17 protein-coding genes and 1 tRNA gene are annotated in these 17,471 nt (G+C 60.5%); 14 read left to right on the plus strand and 4 right to left on the minus strand.

What is annotated here, in order from left to right; genetic code table 11:
- Window positions 1–2: 2 nt before the first annotated feature.
- A complete protein-coding gene (locus QO002_RS03270) occupies window positions 3–428 on the minus strand; it encodes a BA14K family protein (protein ID WP_307226638.1) in 426 nt (141 codons plus the stop codon).
- Between the two features lie 338 nt (window positions 429–766).
- Between QO002_RS03270 and QO002_RS03275 the strand changes: the two genes are divergently transcribed.
- From QO002_RS03275 to QO002_RS03290, 4 genes are all read left to right on the plus strand, one after another.
- A complete protein-coding gene (locus tag QO002_RS03275; RefSeq protein WP_307226641.1) occupies window positions 767–2,194 on the plus strand; it encodes a phosphomannomutase in 1,428 nt (475 codons plus the stop codon).
- Between the two features lie 135 nt (window positions 2,195–2,329).
- Window positions 2,330–2,416 (plus strand) — tRNA-Leu (locus QO002_RS03280).
- Window positions 2,417–2,524: 108 nt separating this feature from the next.
- Window positions 2,525–3,073: a hypothetical protein gene (locus tag QO002_RS03285; RefSeq protein ID WP_307226643.1), complete on the plus strand. Its 549-nt coding sequence runs from the start codon at window positions 2,525–2,527 to the stop codon at window positions 3,071–3,073.
- An 81-nt stretch (window positions 3,074–3,154) separates the two neighbouring features.
- A complete protein-coding gene (locus QO002_RS03290) occupies window positions 3,155–3,457 on the plus strand; it encodes a hypothetical protein (protein ID WP_307226646.1) in 303 nt (100 codons plus the stop codon).
- 22 nt (window positions 3,458–3,479) lie between these two features.
- Here the strand turns inward: QO002_RS03290 and QO002_RS03295 are convergent, their stop codons facing one another.
- Together QO002_RS03295 and QO002_RS03300 are read right to left on the minus strand one after the other, a co-directional pair.
- Window positions 3,480–4,472, minus strand: a complete 993-nt coding sequence (locus tag QO002_RS03295) for a lysophospholipid acyltransferase family protein (RefSeq protein ID WP_307226648.1) — start codon at window positions 4,470–4,472, stop codon at window positions 3,480–3,482.
- Complete coding sequence (locus QO002_RS03300; RefSeq protein ID WP_307226651.1) at window positions 4,469–5,767, minus strand: cytochrome P450; 1,299 nt, start codon at window positions 5,765–5,767, stop codon at window positions 4,469–4,471. The genes QO002_RS03295 and QO002_RS03300 overlap by 4 nt, the downstream gene beginning before the upstream one ends.
- Before the next feature lie 334 nt (window positions 5,768–6,101).
- Here QO002_RS03300 and QO002_RS03305 point away from each other — a divergent pair, with 334 nt between their 5' ends.
- The 10 genes from QO002_RS03305 to QO002_RS03350 all read left to right on the plus strand — a co-directional run bounded on the left by QO002_RS03305 (window position 6,102) and on the right by QO002_RS03350 (window position 16,321).
- Complete coding sequence (locus QO002_RS03305; RefSeq protein ID WP_307226653.1) at window positions 6,102–6,518, plus strand: NUDIX hydrolase; 417 nt, start codon at window positions 6,102–6,104, stop codon at window positions 6,516–6,518.
- Between the two features lie 19 nt (window positions 6,519–6,537).
- On the plus strand, window positions 6,538–7,320 hold the full coding sequence (locus tag QO002_RS03310) for an SDR family NAD(P)-dependent oxidoreductase (protein WP_307226655.1): 783 nt from the start codon (window positions 6,538–6,540) through the stop codon (window positions 7,318–7,320).
- A gap of 22 nt (window positions 7,321–7,342) precedes the next feature.
- Window positions 7,343–8,008, plus strand: coding sequence for a DUF2161 domain-containing phosphodiesterase (locus QO002_RS03315; RefSeq protein WP_307226657.1), 666 nt, complete (start codon window positions 7,343–7,345; stop codon window positions 8,006–8,008).
- Between the two features lie 63 nt (window positions 8,009–8,071).
- Window positions 8,072–11,668 (plus strand): FecR domain-containing protein, encoded by a 3,597-nt coding sequence (locus QO002_RS03320; protein ID WP_307226659.1) that lies wholly within the window; start codon window positions 8,072–8,074, stop codon window positions 11,666–11,668.
- Between the two features lie 280 nt (window positions 11,669–11,948).
- Window positions 11,949–12,854: a glutathione-dependent disulfide-bond oxidoreductase gene (gene yghU / locus QO002_RS03325; RefSeq protein WP_307226661.1), complete on the plus strand. Its 906-nt coding sequence runs from the start codon at window positions 11,949–11,951 to the stop codon at window positions 12,852–12,854.
- Between the two features lie 22 nt (window positions 12,855–12,876).
- Window positions 12,877–13,254, plus strand: a complete 378-nt coding sequence (locus QO002_RS03330) for a hypothetical protein (RefSeq protein ID WP_307226663.1) — start codon at window positions 12,877–12,879, stop codon at window positions 13,252–13,254.
- A gap of 256 nt (window positions 13,255–13,510) precedes the next feature.
- Window positions 13,511–13,699: a hypothetical protein gene (locus QO002_RS03335; protein WP_307226665.1), complete on the plus strand. Its 189-nt coding sequence runs from the start codon at window positions 13,511–13,513 to the stop codon at window positions 13,697–13,699.
- Window positions 13,700–13,815: 116 nt separating this feature from the next.
- The gene (locus QO002_RS03340) at window positions 13,816–14,031 is read left to right on the plus strand and encodes a hypothetical protein (RefSeq protein WP_307226667.1); all 216 of its coding nucleotides are present in this window, start codon (window positions 13,816–13,818) and stop codon (window positions 14,029–14,031) included.
- 63 nt (window positions 14,032–14,094) lie between these two features.
- Window positions 14,095–14,541, plus strand: a complete 447-nt coding sequence (locus QO002_RS03345; protein WP_307226669.1) for a winged helix-turn-helix transcriptional regulator — start codon at window positions 14,095–14,097, stop codon at window positions 14,539–14,541.
- 505 nt (window positions 14,542–15,046) lie between these two features.
- Window positions 15,047–16,321 carry an MFS transporter gene (locus tag QO002_RS03350; protein ID WP_307226670.1) on the plus strand — a complete coding sequence of 425 codons (1,275 nt, stop codon included), beginning with the start codon at window positions 15,047–15,049 and terminating at the stop codon, window positions 16,319–16,321.
- A 21-nt stretch (window positions 16,322–16,342) separates the two neighbouring features.
- Here QO002_RS03350 and QO002_RS03355 read toward each other — a convergent pair whose 3' ends face one another.
- Entirely contained in the window at window positions 16,343–17,374 is a 1,032-nt protein-coding gene (locus QO002_RS03355; RefSeq protein WP_307226672.1) for a hydroxyacid dehydrogenase, read from the minus strand.
- Window positions 17,375–17,471: the final 97 nt, after the last annotated feature.

Consider the following 17,471-nt stretch of genomic DNA (forward strand, 5'->3'; position numbering starts at 1 on the left):
CCTCAGCGATAGGGAGAGTGGCAATATTTGTAGATGCCACCATAGGTCAGGAACCTGTTGGTCTGCGGATTGTAGGAGCGATAGCGCGCAAGGCACCACTCCACGTGCAGATTGGCCGCGTCACGATAGGCGGGTCGAGGCGTCACGTAAACCTCGACGCCCGGTCGATAGTAGGGCCTGTAATACGGCCGGTAGGCGTAGGGTGCTGCATATGGTCGATAGGGTCTGTAGGGGCGGTATTCGTAGGGGCGATAAGGCCGGTAGCCGGTGCCGTTCCATCCGCGATAATCGATCGTTTGAAGCGGGTTGGCTGCGGTTGTCTCAACGGCCGGTGCGGCAAGCGGCACCGCCTGTAGCCCTGCCGATGGCGTGATGATTGAAAGCGCGCTGAACACACTTCCAAATATGAAACTGCGATATCCCGACATGCTGTTTCCTCCCGTCGAAGGCGGCATCGCCCGCATCGTATTGACATATGGCCGCAGTCTCGGTTCGCGACCCGCATCCACTGTGGTTTATCGGGCAGGTACGGCCGCGCGTGCAGCCCAATCTTTGACAACGATTAGAGCACAGATTTTATTCTGGGTATTCACGCGGTCGTGATGCCGCGCCGTCGGCCGCTTGCGTTCAGGAAATCGACGTTTCATAAAGTGATAGCATCACTCTGTTTTGATTACCCCGCAAGCGGCCCGACTTTCCATCGCTGCCCAAAGCCGTAGTTTATCTTTTTCTTTGCCATTCCTGTTTGACGACGAGGATACATCTCTTGAGCCTGAAATTCGGAACCAGCGGTTTGCGCGGCCTTTCTGTCGATCTGGACGGGCCTGCTGCCGCAATCTATTCCACCGCCTTTGCCCGTTATCTCTTTGCCTCCGGCCAGGCCCAGCCCGGCGACCGCATCATGATCGGCCGCGATTTTCGTGCCTCCAGCCCCTCGATAGCGGCAATCTGCGCCGGGGCGCTCTCCCGCGCTGGGTTCAGGGTCGTGGATTGCGGCATGGTACCGACGCCAGCCCTTGCGCTTTATGCCGGCGCGCAGAAGGCTGCCGCGCTGATGGTCACCGGCTCCCATATCCCCGCTGATCGAAACGGCATCAAATTCTATCGTCCGGATGGCGAGATCGCCAAACCCGACGAGGAGGCGATTGGCGCCGAAGCCTCGAAGCTGATAGTCGAAGGCGAGCCGATCGATGCCACCCCCGCGGAAGCTGAAGACGGCATGGCCCCCGCAAGCGAGCAGTTCCTGACGCGCAACAAGGCCATCCTGCCGGAAAAGGCGCTCGCCGGCCTGCGCATCGGCGTCTACCAGCACAGCACGGTCGCCCGTGACCTGTTCATGGATGTCCTGTCACATTACGGCGCAGAGGTTATTGCGCTCGGCCGATCCACCGATTTCATCCCCGTCGATACGGAAGCCGTCTCCGCCGCCACCATCGAGAGCCTCAAGGGCTGGGCAAGCGAACATCGGCTGGATGGCATCGTCTCCGCCGACGGCGACGGCGACCGGCCGCTGGTGGCGGATGAGGCCGGCATGCCCCTGCGTGGTGATTTCATCGGGTTGGTGGCCGCCCAGTTTGTCGGTGCCACCATCGCCGTCACACCCGTCACCTCCAATTCCGGCTTGGAACGCCATATTCCGGTGCTGCGCACCCGCGTCGGATCGCCCTATGTGATCGAAGGCATGACCTGCGCGATCGCGAACGGAGAAAAAGGTGTCGTGGGCTTCGAGGCCAATGGCGGCACTCTGACGGCCACGCCTTTCACCATCAACGGCACCACGCTGACGCCGCTCCCAACGCGTGACAGCTTCCTGCCAGCGCTTGCAGTTTTCTCTTTCGCCAAATCGAAGGGCATCACCCTTTCGGCGCTTGCCGCAAGCTATGCGCTGCCGGTCGCGGTTGCCGATCGCATTGAAAATTTCTCGTCTGAGACGAGTGCAGCCTTGATGGCGTATCTGCGGGCAAGCCGTGAAAATCTCGCCGCCTTCCTGTCTAGCATCGATCGTCCGGAGACCGTCAGCGACATTGATGGGCTGCGCGTCACCCTTGCCGATGGCCGCGTCATCCACTTCCGCCCCTCGGGTAATGCACCGGAAATGCGCTGCTACGTCGAAGCAGAAACCGAAGCGGCGGCCTTGGCTTTGCTTGAAGAGGGGTTGAAACGGATTAGCGGCTTTTCAGAGGGGCACGCGTAGTTGCTTTCGTCTGAAATTTTGAAAGCGAAAAACAACTGGAATCAGAGGCTTCCAATATTTTTTTGAGGCCTCTGACACAAAACTGCAAAAACCCTGTTGACACCTGCGGCCCGTCCCCTTACATCCCAGCCCGTCGCCCAGATGGCGGAATTGGTAGACGCGCCAGCTTCAGGTGCTGGTACTCGAAAGGGTGTGGAGGTTCGAGTCCTCTTCTGGGCACCATTCCATTCTTCAGCATTGTTTATGCTGATTTTTTCCGAACATTTTTTCTAACTGTGCAGCCTTCGGGCTGCTGGAAAAAATGGATTCGGGTGTTTCCGGGATGACGTTGTGGATAGCAGGCATCTCAATCGGGACGCGGCTTTGACGCCGGGAACACTGGAAAACAGCAGCTCGTTTCGCTCGCCGCAGGTATACGACCTCGCCGCCCTGCTTTCCTTCCCGAAGATCGAAGAAACCCTGACCGGTATCGGCCGCGAACTTACCCAGATCCACGACGAGACGCCGCGCATTGTGCATTACGTCTCGGACCTGCACCGATGGCTGATCACGCAGATCGCCCTTTCTCTCTATTTCGATCAGGTAACAGGCATCGATCCTGCGGGATTGACGGTCTCACGGCTTTTGAAAATGAAGCCCCTCAAGCCATATGCCAGCCGAAATACCTTCTCTTCCCATTTCCTGCAGATGCGGCGCTTCAACATCTTCATGGTCGAAGCGCAGGGAGATATGCGCACGCGCCCGCTTATCCCCGGCGAAGATGCACTGCGACTGATTCGCATCTGGCTTGATGAACATCTGGCCGCGCTCGATGGTCTCGACGGCGGTGAGAGAGTTGCTTTTTCCAAGGCTCATCCCGCCTTGCTCTACCACGCCTAGCCGCGCATCGCCCGTGATCTTCTTGCCAATCCACGCTGGTCCGATCCGCCGGCAAGCATTGGAATTTTCACCCTTTCCGGCATGGGCAGCAATCTGCTGCATGACCTTTTGGCGCGTGTTCCCTTCCCGCGTAATCGCGAGGAACATTCGAATATCGGTCCGCTGCGCCCCCGCAATCTCGTTACCCGTTACGGTGTTTCCCGCAGCCAGGTCGTCCGCCTGCTTTCCCGCGCACAGGAGGTCGATAATCTTGGCTGGAGCAAGCCGCCCTATGACGGCGATGTCTGGATTTCCAAGCGTCTAGTCGATGACTACATGGCGTGGCAGGCAGTCAAGCTCGCGACCATTTCCCAGGCATTTGCAGAGGCCCAGGCTCTTCTTTGAGATTGACGGTAACGGGCCTGCGTCACAGCGTGTGGTCCAGAAAATACCATTGATTGATGTGGCGGCTGACGATGGGCTCGATAACGCCGTTCAACCGCTCCACATCATCGGCCAGCGCCGCGCCGGGATCGTCTGTCTCTGGCAGATCGATCGGCTTCAGCCATCGGCAAATGAAGCGCGATCCCCCTTTGCGCACCACATAAAACGGAACGATCCGCGCGCCGGCATGCCGGGCAAGACGCACCGCGATCGCCAGATTTCCGGAAAGGTGCGTCGGCCGGCCGAAAAAGGGAGCCATGATGCCGTCGTCGAAGCCTTCATCGCCGAAGATTGCGACAAGGCCGTCATGCGCCATCAGGCGCTTCATGGCGGGCCGCACGCCCTTGACGCCCGGGGGAAACAGTCCCAGGTCCAGCCTGTTGCGCACGTGGCGCGCAATCCTGTGTTCGACCCGGCTTTCCGGCGGCATGTAGAAGGTGGTGATAGGAATTTTCAATCGACGATGCGCAACCGAAATCAGTTCCCAATTGCCAAGATGCAGACCGAGCACGACAACCGGACCCTGCGCATAGGCCTCGCGCAAATTTTCCTCGCCTTCAAGCGTGACGCTGTCAGATGCATCGATGCGGGCAAGGACGGAAAATTCCGCCATGACGCGCCCTTTGCTGCGCCAGTGCAGACGGGCGGTGGAGGCCGGATCGAGATCCGGGCGTATCCGCGCCAGATTTTCCGCGATGCGTTGATTTCGTGCCGGAAAGAGATGGCGGATCGCACCGTAGTGGAAAGCGCCGAGCTCTGAAGCGAGCCCGGCGGGAAGGAGCCGCAGCAGATTGTAGCTCAAGAGCTTCGGCAGATCGCGCAGCGTGTCATGGATCCAGTAGCGGAAAAAACGACGGCGAGCATCCGCACCCTTGACGATGTCGGCAAGCGGCGGCGCCTTTTCGTCTTCCCAGACGAATGCCTTGCGGGTGGTCAGTGCAGGATCGTCGGATTTGGTCCGTAGATTTTTTTTCATCTTGGATGGATTGTCACCGGCAGGCCGCCCATCGGGCGCAGTGTAAGTCTCGATGCAGGACGAACGGCGATGCCCGGCACAAGTCGTACCTTAAACCGCTGCGCGAGAATGGCGAGGCACAGGATAGATTCAGTGAGGCCGAATTGAAGCCCTGCGCAGATGCGCGGTCCGCTCGCAAAGGGAATATAGGAGTAGGGAACCGGACGGAATCCACCAAGAAAACGTTCCGGAATGAAGTGGTTCGGCTTGTTCCAGATGTCGGTGTTCCGGTGCAGCAGCCAGGGCGATATGGTAATAAGGGCGCTGGGAATGACATCAATGTCGCCAATGCGATCGGCGTCGCGGGCCTGCCGCCCGAGCAGCGGGACCGGTGGGTAAAGCCGCAAGGTTTCTTCAATCACGGCGCGACAATATTCGAGCTTCGGCACGTCTGCGAGCGTCGGCGGTGTGTGGCCGCAAACCCGTTCGATCTCGGCGTGCAGTGCATCTTCAGCCCAGGGCGCGTTGGCGAGCAGATACCACGCCCATGTCAGCGTTGCTGCCGTCGTTTCCTGCCCCGCCATGAAGATGGTGGCGGCTTCGTTGCGAAGGGCGCGCAGATCAAGCCCCAGTTCCGGATTTTTCTGCTGCCGGCGAACGAGCAGATCCAGCATCGAACCGTCCTGCGCCTTTCCTTCCAGATGATTGCTGGCGACACGGTCGATCACGGTGCGGACGCGTGTGATCGCCCGCTTCAGGCGCGGGGTCTTGAGAAGCGGGATGCCGTTGTCGAAACCTGCGACATAGGCAAGATTGACGTTATCGACGAGGCCTTGAAAGCTGTTGAAGCCTTCGACGATTTCGCCGGCATCGTTCGGCCCGATCTTATCGCCAAAAACGGCGCGTGCGATAATTTCTGCCGTCAGGCCGCCCATTTCCGCCAGACCGTCGATGACGGTGCCTGCCGGCAGCAGGCTCCACCGTTTCACCAGGTCGAGGGTCGATTCTTCCATATGGTGAGCGAAATCCGGAAGCCGGTTTTTATGGACGATATCGCTGACGAGTGGCCGTCTGCGCTTCCAGGTCTCGCCATCGGAGATGAAAAGCCCGTCGCCCAGGAGGTATTCCAGCGCGCGGCGCATTGCCGGGCTCTTGCGTTCGAAATTGTCGTTTCGCGTCGCAAGCACGTACTTGACCTGCTCCGGCACGTTGACCACGACCAGCTGCCGCCCGAGGCCGCGCATCTGGGAAATGCGGCTGCGATAATCATTCTTGCGGAAAACACTCAGATAGTCCTTTCGGACGAGCAGGAGCATTCTGAGATAATCGCGAGGCGGGCCAGTAAACGGAGCGGGCCTGGCTGGCTCGAAATATCCGTCGCCCTGCCTTTCGATGATATTCGGCGGGGCCACCCGAAACGACAAACGCATATAAAGATAATCCTGAACTGGGCATGGGAAAAATCGGCCGAAATTTGGCAGTAACAAATCCGACAGTACATGGCGGCAGAGAAACATACATATGATAATTTACGACCGTTTATTGTTCGCAGAGGGTAGCCCGGCGAGCCCCCCATGCCTTGACGCGTTCGCCGCCGCATCTCGGCAACCGGCCCTTGCCTAAAGTCGCCCGTTCCGTTCTTGTGGCCTCATGATGGCAACAATCCGAATCGCAGCCGCCTTTGTCCTGAGGGAAGATGGTGAAACGCTTCTTGTGAGAAAGCGCGGCACTCGTGCTTTCATGCAGCCCGGCGGCAAGCTTGAGCCGGGTGAAGACGCGCGATCGGCGCTTTTGCGTGAGATCGAGGAGGAAATCGGCCTCGCCTTGACCAGCGACCGGCTCGTGCCGCTCGGTCATTTCGAAGCCGACGCCGCCAATGAACCGGGAAGTCGCGTGGTCGCCGATGTCTTTCGCATCGATGTCGCGATGCTGAAAGTTACGCCAGCAGCCGAGATCGAAGAAATCGTCTGGATCCTGCCGGAGCAGGCCGAGGCGCTCGACCTTGCGCCTCTCACCCGCGATCATATCCTGCCCGCCTATCGCGCCAGCCTTGTGGCGGCGTCCTGAACCGACGAGGAGTATGCAGATGACGATGATGGATTGGAAGACGATTACGATTCCCGATCTTGCGGACAAGGCGGTGCTGATCACCGGCGCCTCCACCGGCATTGGTGCAGCGCTCGTTCGCGCCTTTGTCGCACAGGGTGCAAAGGTCGCCATCCACTACAATGAGAGCCGCACCGCTGCCGAAGCACTCTCGGACGAGGTCGGCAAGGACGTGACATTCCTCGTGCAGGGCGATGTCTCCCAGGATGGCGAAACGGAGCGGGTCGTCGAGGCCGCTGCCAGCCATTTCGGTCGACTTGACGGCCTTGTCAACAATGCTGGCGGCATGCTCGGCCGGGTCACTACCGCCGAAATGACCGATGCCCAATACGAGCGCGTGATGAACCTCAATGCCCGCTCGGTGCTTGCCGCCACCCGCGCCGCGCATCCCCATCTCGCCCGCCAGGGCGGCTTCATCATCAACACCACCTCGATTGCCGCCCGAAACGGCGGTGGTGGTGGCGCGATCCTCTACGCCGCCTCCAAGGGGTTTGTTTCCACGATCACCAAGGGCCATGCCAAGGAATTCACGGGCGACAAGATCCGTGTCAACGGGGTGGCGCCCGGTGTCATCACCACGCCGTTCCATGAGCGCTATACCTCGCCGGAAATGCTCGATGCGCAGCGCCGCACGGTGCCGATGGCGCGCCTTGGTACGCCGGACGAATGCGTCGGCGCCTATCTGTTCCTTGCCTCCGAGATGCTCTCGGGCTACGTCACCGGCCAGATCATCGAGGTCAACGGCGGCCAGTTGATGCCGTGACGGCAAACCAGGGAAAGACGGCTTGGAAACCGAACTCTATCTGCCGATCAAGCGGTTTCTCGAAGCGGCCGGCTATGCAGTCAAGGGCGAAATCGGCGGCTGCGATATCGTCGGCCTCGGTGCCGATGATCCGCCCGTTGTCGTCATCTGCGAACTGAAGCTCTCCTTCAATCTCGAACTCGTGCTGCAGGCGGTTGATCGCGCAGCAGCAAGCGATGAGGTCTGGATCGCCGCCCGCGTCTCGGCAAAAGGCAAGGGCCGCGAGCGAGACCGCCGCTTTCGCGATCTCTGCCGTCGCCTGGGCTTCGGCATGCTCGGCGTTTCCGATCTCGGCGTGGTCGATATCCTCGTCAGTCCGGCTGCGATCCTCCCGCGCAAGAACACCAAACGCCGCTCCCGTCTGGTTGCCGAGCATCAACGCCGCAAGGGCGACCCGACCGGTGGCGGCGCCACCCGCCAGCCGATCATGACGGCCTATCGCCAGCGCACCCTCGACATGGCCCGCCTGCTCGAAGCCGGCCCGCTGCGCCCGCGCGACCTCAAGGCCGCCGCTCCCGATGCCGCCGCCATCCTCCTGCGCAACGTCTATGGCTGGTTCGACCGGCTCGACCGCGGCATCTATGGCCTCAATGACACAGGGCGCGCGGCGATTGCCCGCTGGCCCGGCATCGCCGCCGTCGAAGATTGACAATTCCTCACATGCGCAACCATAGTCTGCGCCATTGAGCGGGTGTTTTCTGCGGTGTTGGGGATGAGGGTTTGTATTGCCGTCGTTGCGGCACTGGGGAGCATATTGCCGATCGCGGCGTCTGCAAGGGCGGATGTCGTCGCGCGTCCGTCCACCGCCGAAGGCTCCGTCATTTCGCGCAAGTCGGGCGAAGAAGCGCGCTTCATCGAACTCCACAATTGGCGTGGTGTGGATGTCGATCAGGCGCTGCTTGCCGGGGATATCCTGCGCACCAACGCCGTAGGGCGTCTGGCCATCCTTTTTGCTGACGATACGCAAGTGCGTATGGGGCGGAACACCACCCTCGTCGTCAAGTCGATCAATACCAGCGCCGATAGCCGCCTGGAGCTTCAGGGCGGTACCATCTGGGCTCGCGCCAAACGCGGTGGCAATGGCATTGCGGTTGATACGCCGGCAGCCGCCGCCGCTATCCGCGGCACGGACTGGACGTTGACGGTCGAAGGCGATCACACCACGCTCTCCGTCTTGGAAGGCTCCGTGTCGCTCTCCAACCCACAAGGCTCCGTCACGGTTGCGAGAGGCGAGGGTGCCACGGTTTCGATCGGTCAGGCGCCGCGCAAATATACGCTCGTCAATCTGGAAGAGCGCGAGCAGATCCTGCTGTACAGCGAGCTCCGCGGCATTTTCTCAGGTCTGGCGGTCAGCAACCGCAAACCCGCAGCACTGCGGGCCGAGCGGGCACGCATCCTTGCGCTTGGCGAGAATGTCCGCAGCCCGGAAGACCGCGTGCTGCTGGCGGAAGCCGCGCTTGAATATGACGGCTTTGCCGCGGCAAAGGCGGCTCTCGCCTCCCTGCCACGGCCATTGCCCTCTCCACTCGAGGCCCGTGCCAAGCTGGTCGAGGCGATGATTGCCGGCGATGACCTGCGTTATGAGCAAGCCGCAAACCTCTTCCGCGCCGCCATGCCGGGCCTCAGCCGCGATCGCCGCGCATCAGCCGCATACGGCCTCTGGTTTGCCGAAGCGCTTGCCAATCCCGACCGGCAGCTCCCCCCGCCAAACATCGCCAGTTACGACGACAGCCCCGTCGCCATCCTCGCTCAGGCCTCCGTCATCGCCAACGACCGCGGAATGGCCGCCGCGATCGATTTCCTCAAGGCTGCCGAGAAGCGCTTTCCTGACGACGCCCGCCTGCCGACCGCCATTGCCGGCCTTGCCTTCGAACTCGACCGCCGGGACGAGGTGCGCGAGGCTCTCGCCCGCGCCCTGGCGCTTGATCCCGATAGTCCGGCAGCGCTCCTGACCAGCGCGCGTTTCCGCACGGCCATCGACAGCGATCTCGATGGCGCGCTGGCCGAGTTGGAGCACGCCGTAAAGGTGGCGCCGGGGGCGGATGCTGTCTGGAACGAGATCGGTATCGTCCAGAGTGATCGCAACGCCATCGTCGAGGCCGATGATGCCCATCGCCGGGCGATCGAGCTTAATCCACAGAACGCCGCGCTCTATGCCAACTATGCCCGTTTCCTGATGGACAACGAGCAGATCAGGGCGGCGAAGTCGGCGCTCGATATTGCCGAAAAGCTCGATGCCAAGTCCTATGCCGTTCTTGCCGCCAAGGGGCGTTATCTCCTGCGCATGGGTCAGACGGATGAAGGCGAGCGCACGCTGCTCGAAGCTTCCTCGATCAATCCGACTTATGGCGACAGCCTGATCGGCCTTGCGATTGCCGCCTATCAGTTGGGCAATGAGGAAGAAGCGATCCAGGCGCTCGACAATGCCGATCGCTATGAAAACGACAACCCCTCCATCCCGTTGATCCGCTCCGGTATCGCGCTCGACCAGTTCCGGGCCGATGAGGCGATCATACAGGCGCGCGAGGCGCTGAAACGCCGCCAGGCGCGCGGCGGCTATTACAGCGGCTACGATGCCAACCGGCAGGTCACGTCCTTCCTCGGCATCACCCTCGACAATCTGGGCTTGAGCGAGTGGGGCGAGTATTACGCTGACCGCGGTTACGACCCGTTCAAGGGCTCGTCCTATCTCGACGAGGCGGATTCCGGGCGCAACACCCCGTTTAGCGGCGATGCACCGCTCCTGACCCCGCAGGAGCGCAAGCAGCCCGGCAGCTCGACCTTCTCCTCGCAGATGCAGGCCCTGATGCTCGACCCGATGGCCGTTGCCGGCGAAACCAGGCGCAATTCGCTGGAAGGACGCGCGTTCTTCGAGGCTGCTTTGACCGGTGGCGTTATGTGGGAAAAGGACGGAGATCTCGGCTGGCGCGATGATCTTCTGTTGCAGGGCACGAGCTACGCAACGGTGCCGATGAGCTACTATCTCCAGGCCGAGATGGTCCGGCCGGAAAGCCCGCGCGAAAACGACCGTGACGACCTCAAGGGCGTAAACGCCGAAATCGGCCTGCGTCCGACGCTGGAGGATAACATCTTCCTCTTCGCCAATGCGGGCCACCGCGATCAGGGCTATCCTGGTCCGGATTGGAATCCCACGCCCTATGACGTGAGCGATACCGACTTTGCCAATATCGGCATCGGCTGGGCACACACGATCTCGGATCGAAACGTCATCCAGGCCTTTGTGGCTGGAAACGACATCCGCGAGCATACGGAATTCGATTATGTCGATTTCTTTGGTGACTTGAATCAACTGAAGGAAAACACGCGGCAGCGCACTTTGACCGCGGGCATTTCTCATATGCTCGGCATAGGCCCGGTCACGCTGCGCTACGGTGCAGAAGGCAGCGTCTGGAAGGGCGACTACGACTATTCGGTTTACACCTTCTGGAATGGCGACGAATACGTCTCGCCGAATTTCGAATCCAATGGCCGTTCCGCGCGCCTTTACGCAGATGCCCTGTGGGAAATCGATCACTCGCTTCAGGTGCAGGGTGGCATCTACTACAATTGGGCGGAAGATTATGACGATTGCGGCTGCGTCGACCCGCGCATCGGCATCGCCTGGGCGCCAATCGAGAACCATTGGCTGCGTGCCTATTACCGCGAAGATACCAGCCTCGATTCCAGTTATACGCTTTCGCCGATCTCCACTGTAGGCCTGGCACCGCTCGATCTGCCGCTTGTCACGACAGGTCAGTCGAAGACGGCCGCAGTCCGTTGGGATGCAGAATGGTCAGAGCGCTTCTTTACCGCGGTCGAGTATCAGCACCAGACTTTGGATGGCCTGTCGCTCCGTGTGCCGGATGTGCTCTACACCCGGTTCGGCGCCAGCGAAGGTCGTATCGATCGCCTTAATCTCAGTGCCAATTACTGGATCGGCGGCGGCTTGGGTGCTTATGGGTCTTTTACATTGATCGATAGCACAAACACGTCTCCAGGTGTTCCGGAGGATATCGGCTTGCCCTTGGTCCCGGAATACCTGGCCCAGCTGGGGCTTACCTATGTCGATCCGTCCCGTTGGACCGCAACCGTCGGCCAGACTTTTGTGGGGAAGCGCGCCGGCACCGATAGCGGCCTGGAACTCGATCCCGTCTCGCTCACCAATATCGGCGTCTCCTGGAAGTCGCCGGATGGCCATCTCGAAACAAGCCTGCAGCTTCTCAATGTCTTCGATACGGATTTCGACGTTGCCGAGGGCGTAGCCGCCCCCGGCCGCACGCTGCTTGGCAGCATCCGCGCGCGGTTCTAGGTCGAATTTGCGTTGCTCCTCAAGAGCCGGCCATTGCTTGATTGAGCCCGGGGATATGTGGAAATAAACAAAATAGGCCTTGAGCGAAAAACCACGTTCGGCACTAGAGAAATCCCGCGTGTCGCTTCCCATATGCCTACTGCATAATTCCTTAAACCGGAATCGGTTCAAGGATAAAATTATGCAGCAGAAGGTTACAGCGACCTCGGTGCCTCATATATGAGGCACGGCGCTGTAATGTGCTTCCAAGCACATCGCTCAGTAAATAAGGACCGATTTCATGACCGATAAATCCCCCGCCGATAATTTCCCCGCCGGCTACGAAGTTCCCAAGGTCTGGACCTGGGACAAGGGCAATGGCGGCCAGTTTGCCAATATCAACCGCCCGATCGCCGGCCCGACCCATGACAAGGATCTGCCGGTCGGCAAGCATCCCCTGCAGCTCTATTCGCTGGCGACGCCGAATGGCGTGAAGGTAACTATCATGCTGGAAGAGCTTCTGGCTGCCGGCCATACGGGCGCGGAATACGACGCCTGGCTGACCAGGATCGGCGAAGGTGACCAGTTCGGTTCCGGCTTTGTCGACGTCAACCCGAATTCGAAGATCCCGGCTTTGATGGACCATTCGACGCCGGAGCCGACCCGCGTCTTCGAAAGCGGCTCGATCCTGCTGTATCTTGCCAACAAGTTCGATGCCTTCCTGCCCAAGGACCACAAGGCGCATACCGAAACGATGAACTGGCTGTTCTGGCAGATGGCCTCGGCACCCTATCTCGGCGGCGGTTTCGGTCATTTCTATGCCTATGCTCCGATGCATATCAAATACGCCATCGATCGGTTTTCGATGGAGGTGAAGCGCCAGCTCGACGTCCTCGACCGGCATCTGGCCGACAACCGCTATATGGTAGGCTCCGAATATTCGATCGCCGACATCGCCATCTGGCCCTGGTACGGCAGTCTGGCGCTCGGCAAGCAGTATGGCGAATCCGGCGCCTTCCTTGAGGTCGAGAGCTACAGGAACCTGCAGCGCTGGACGGCTGAAATTGCCGAGCGCCCGGCGGTCACGCGCGGCCGTATCGTCAATCGTGCTTTCGGCGAGCCTTCGGAACAGCTACACGAACGTCACGATAGCTCGGATTTTGAAACGAAGACGCAAGACAAGATTGCCCAAGGCGCAGCGAGCTGACGCCAGGATTGAGGAGAATATGATGGCCAGACCGCCCGAAATGACGAAACACAGGGGTTTCCCCTCCGGCATGCCGGGCCATGGCCATCACTTCACCATCCGCCGGGCAAATGAGAAGGGGGCAACGCCGCTCAAGGCATTGGCTCGCCTTGCACGCCCGAACACGATCGAGCAGAAGGTGGATGCCGCCTTCCTGCACGCGCTGTGGCATCATTTCGGCAACGAGCCCTTCGAACGCGGCAATCTCGATGCCGGCCGTCTCAATCTCCTTTTTGGTCGTGAAGTCGTGCCGGCGGAAACCCCCTTCGACCCCACGTCCTACGAAGCCTTGCTTGTCATCGACGAACGGGTTGGTCGCAAGAACTTCCCGGAAGCGTTCGAAGATGTGTTCGAGGTGTGATCTCCCTTGTTCTGAAGGTCGGCATCGGTGCCATCGCCCGGAATCACTGCGGCGTGACACCCCTCTCGAACTCCTTGAAGAGCGCATCGGAAGCTGTTGAGACGCTGATTAATCACTCCCCATAAATAGTAGTTCAGAAATGCTGAAAATACCGCATCCTATGGATGTGCTCAGTGATTCGCCCCAGGTGGCCGCGTTCAGGTCGGATAGGTGAGCCGAACGATTTCGCTAAATGATTTAGCCGGGGGAAGGCGCAATGCACAAGCGCGATGAAGTCGAGAACTGGGCAGTTCACAGGGCACAGCAGATTGTAATGCGGGAAGGTATGGACCTCGTGCTTTCGGCACGGGATCTTGATCCCAAGATCATCCGCATCCGGGGCAAGCAGCTCGCCATGGCAATCGCGACCTCGCTCGTCGAGGCGTCCGCCGTCCAGGCCGATTGATACCGGGCAGGGAAGGGCGCGGGGGCGAACTTCTCTGGCAACCCCCTAAATCTGACAATTGTTATTGCGATCGCCGTAGCTACACTCGAACAGCGAGTTGCAACGGGGGTTGTGCAATGTCTTTCCTTTCGGATATGGCGCTTGAGCAGAGCGAAATCGAAGTCGTATTCGGCGCGCTCGAAGAGTGGTGCCAAAAGACGAATGTGAAGATCGACAGCCCAGACGGGCGCGATGTCGCAACCGTGATGCTCGGCCTCTACAAGACCGGCCACAACAGCAAGCCGGCGATCCTGGAAGCCATGCTCAAGGTCAACGGCCTGGAGCAGGTTTGAGCAACGTCCTTTCGGTGACGAGGGCTACTTGCATGGTGCAAGTCGAGTTTCTATATTCGACCCATGCAGCGCAAGAATTTCGATGAGATGAATTGCCCGATTGCCCGCACCCTCGACAGGGTGGGGGAGTGGTGGAGCATTCTCATCCTGCGCGACGCCTTTTTCGGCCGCACCCGCTTCGACGAGTTCCAGAAGAGCACCGGCATCGCACCCAATATCCTGACGCGACGGCTGAAATCCCTGGTCGAGGCCGGCCTGCTGGAGAAGCGCGCCTACCAGGAGCGCCCCACTCGCTATGAGTATATCCTGACCGACATGGGCCGCGATTTGCAGCCCCTGTTGATCGCCCTTTCCGATTTTGGCAACCGCTATTTCGCCGACCGCGGCGTCACCATGCAGATCACCGACAAATCCACGGGCAACCTCGCCATCCCCACCTACGTCGATGCCGCCACAGGCAAGACAATCGACCCCGCCAGCTTTGCCATTCGCTCGGTCCGCCAGCGCTAAAGCATGTCGCGCAAAAGTGCGCAGCGGTTTTGCGACAACGACATGCGTAAAAACAGACACTTAAAGCGCTAGGCGTGAATCTGAAAGATCGCGACGCGCTTTAAGGGCCGTTGCACTGCGCGACGGTCGCGTTGAAAAGGCGTGTTCCCGATATGCCCGTAACAATCTGGAAGGCGTTGGCAAAACTGGCGGCTGCCCAAGCCCGCTCTTCATCCTCCTTGCTTGCGGGGAGAGGCCAGCGGCAAGAGAATACTGTGGCTATTGCCGGAGTTCGTCGTCCTCGGTCTCCAACGCCCTGCCGAGCGCTACACCAATGCTGGCCGTCCCCTATAGGCTGGCTCCCTGAACATTATCTCCCCTCTCTCCGAACGTTCTTGCTGAAGGGAGACTTAACTCCGCTCCACCATTTTCGCAGTAGTTACTTGCATTATGAAAGTAACTACCTTATACAGCGCCACTCAAACTGCGCGTCACCCGCCGCCAACCGCCAAACGGGAGATATTGAATGCTGTCCTCCGCCATCTCTGCCCGTCTCTCCGAGCGCTCCATTCACTATGGATGGGTGGTCGCCGCCACCGCCTTCCTCACCATGCTGGTTACGGCGGGCACCATCGGCGCGCCCTCGGTGCTGCTCCTGCCCCTGCAGCGCGAGTTCGGCTGGGAAGCCTCGTCGATCTCCGCGGCACTTGCCATCCGCTTCTTCCTCTTCGGCCTGATGGCACCCTTTGCCGCCGCGCTCATGAACCGCTACGGCCTGCGCCGCATGGCGCTCACCGCGCTCTGCATCATTTTCTCCGGCATGGGGCTGTCGCTGTTCATGACCGAGCTTTGGCAGCTGATCGTGCTCTGGGGCTTCGTCATCGGCATCGGCACGGGGCTTACCGCCATGGTCATGGGTGCGACCATCGCCACGCGCTGGTTCACCGCCCGCCGCGGTTTCGTCGTCGGCCTTCTGACCGCCAGCACTGCCACCGGCCAGCTCGTCTTCATGCCGCTGGTCGCGGCCCTGACCGAAGCCTATGGCTGGCACAGCGCCGTCATCTTCATCATCGCCATGCTGCTTGTCTGCGCCGTCGCCATGCTGCTTTTCATGCGCGACCGTCCCTCCGATCTCGGCCTCAGGCCCTACGGCCAGACGGTGGACGAACCCCCGGCAGCTGCCGCGCTTTCAAGCAATTCGCCGATCGACATATTGATCGAGGCCGCAAAGACACGGATCTTCTGGGTGCTGTTCCTGTCGTTCTTCGTCTGCGGCCTGTCCACCAACGGCCTGATCCAGACGCATTTTGTCTCGCTCTGCGCCGATTACGGCATGACCCCGGTCGCCGCCACGGGTTTCCTGGCAATCATCGGCATCTTCGATTTTGTCGGCACCGTCGCCTCCGGCTGGCTGTCGGATCGCTACGACAATCGCTGGCTTCTGTTCTGGTATTACGGGTTGCGCGGCCTCTCGCTGATCTGGCTCCCTTTCACCGGCTTCGAGTTTATCGGCCTTTCCGTCTTCGCCGTCTTTTACGGCCTGGACTGGATCGCCACCGTGCCACCGACCGTGAAGCTCACGGCCCAGCATTTTGGCCGGGAGAAGGCAAACATGGTCTTCGGCTGGGTGTTCTTCGGCCATCAGGTTGGCGCCGCCACGGCGGCGTTCGGCGGCGGCTACATCCGCGACAGCTATGCGAGCTACCTGCCGGCCCTGATGGTCGCCGGCATCGCCTGCCTGATTATCGCGCCGTTCGTCCTCTCCGGCGCACGACAGCGGATGCAGCCCGCCGCGGCATAGCGACGTGCGCAAAGGCCGGTGTCAGTTCACGGTCACCGGCTTTGAGCGTATGCGCGAAACGGTCTCGCGTTCGGCCCGCTTGCAGCGCATCGGCGGCAGGTCGCGGTCCATGAGGTCCATATCCTCAAGCACCATGTCGCCCATCTTCTTGAAGGCGCTGTCGAGCGCACCCGCCCGGTGGGCGGAGCGCAGGAAACCCTTGAGGTGGCGCACCGGATGATCAAGCGGCAACGGCTCCTGTGGATAGACATCGCTCGCCGCCACGATGCGCCCGCTCTCGACGGCGACCATCAGGTCACCGAAGTCGACCACATTCGCCCGGCTGAGCAGGATGAAGGCGGCGCCATCCCGCATCTTCGCGAAGGCCGTGGCGTCGAGGAAACCCTGGTTTTCGCTGGTAGCGGCTGCAACCACGAAGATGAAGTCGCTATTGGACAAAACCTCGTCCAGCCCCGCCGGCTCGACACCATGGTCACGCAGGATCGAGGCCGGCATCCACGGATCGAACGCCCGTGTTGTCGTGCGAAAACCTGATAGCACCCGGTTCAGCGCCTTGCCGAGATCGCCGAAGCCGATGATACCGACTTCCGAGCCGGAGAGGAGCCGAGCCCGGCCATTGCCCTCGCCACCCCAGAGCTCGCGTCCCTCGCGAAAATCGAGATCCGCATCGACAATGCCGCGGGCGATGTTGAGCGCCATGGCAAGCCCAAGCTCGGCCACCGGCTCGGCAAAGACCTGACCTGTCGTCACCACATGGATGCCGCGCTCAAACAGCACCTCATAGGGCATGTTGTTGATGAGGTTGCTCTCGACATTGAGGATGGCCCGAAGCTTGGGCATGCGCTCCAATGTCTGGTGGCTGAGCGGCGGCTGCCCGATGATGTAGCTGATCTCACCGAGAATGGCGTCGTCCAGCCCGGCAACATCCTCTGGATCGGTCTCGATAATCCGATAGCGTTCGTCAAGCGCTGCCCGCGCCTCTTTGGTGAAGATGAGATCAAGCGTGCGTGGCTCCGGCGCACTGATGACGAGTTTTTTCTGCCCCGCAGCCATTCCTGTTCCTCCCGCCGGCAAAAGCCGGCCCTCTCCTGGAGGAAGGTGTATCGAGAGGCGAATGTTTTGAAAAGAGTGGGGAGGTTCCGGCCCGCCC

The sequence above is a fragment of the Pararhizobium capsulatum DSM 1112 genome, assembly GCF_030814475.1.
Taxonomy (GTDB): domain Bacteria; phylum Pseudomonadota; class Alphaproteobacteria; order Rhizobiales; family Rhizobiaceae; genus Pararhizobium; species Pararhizobium capsulatum.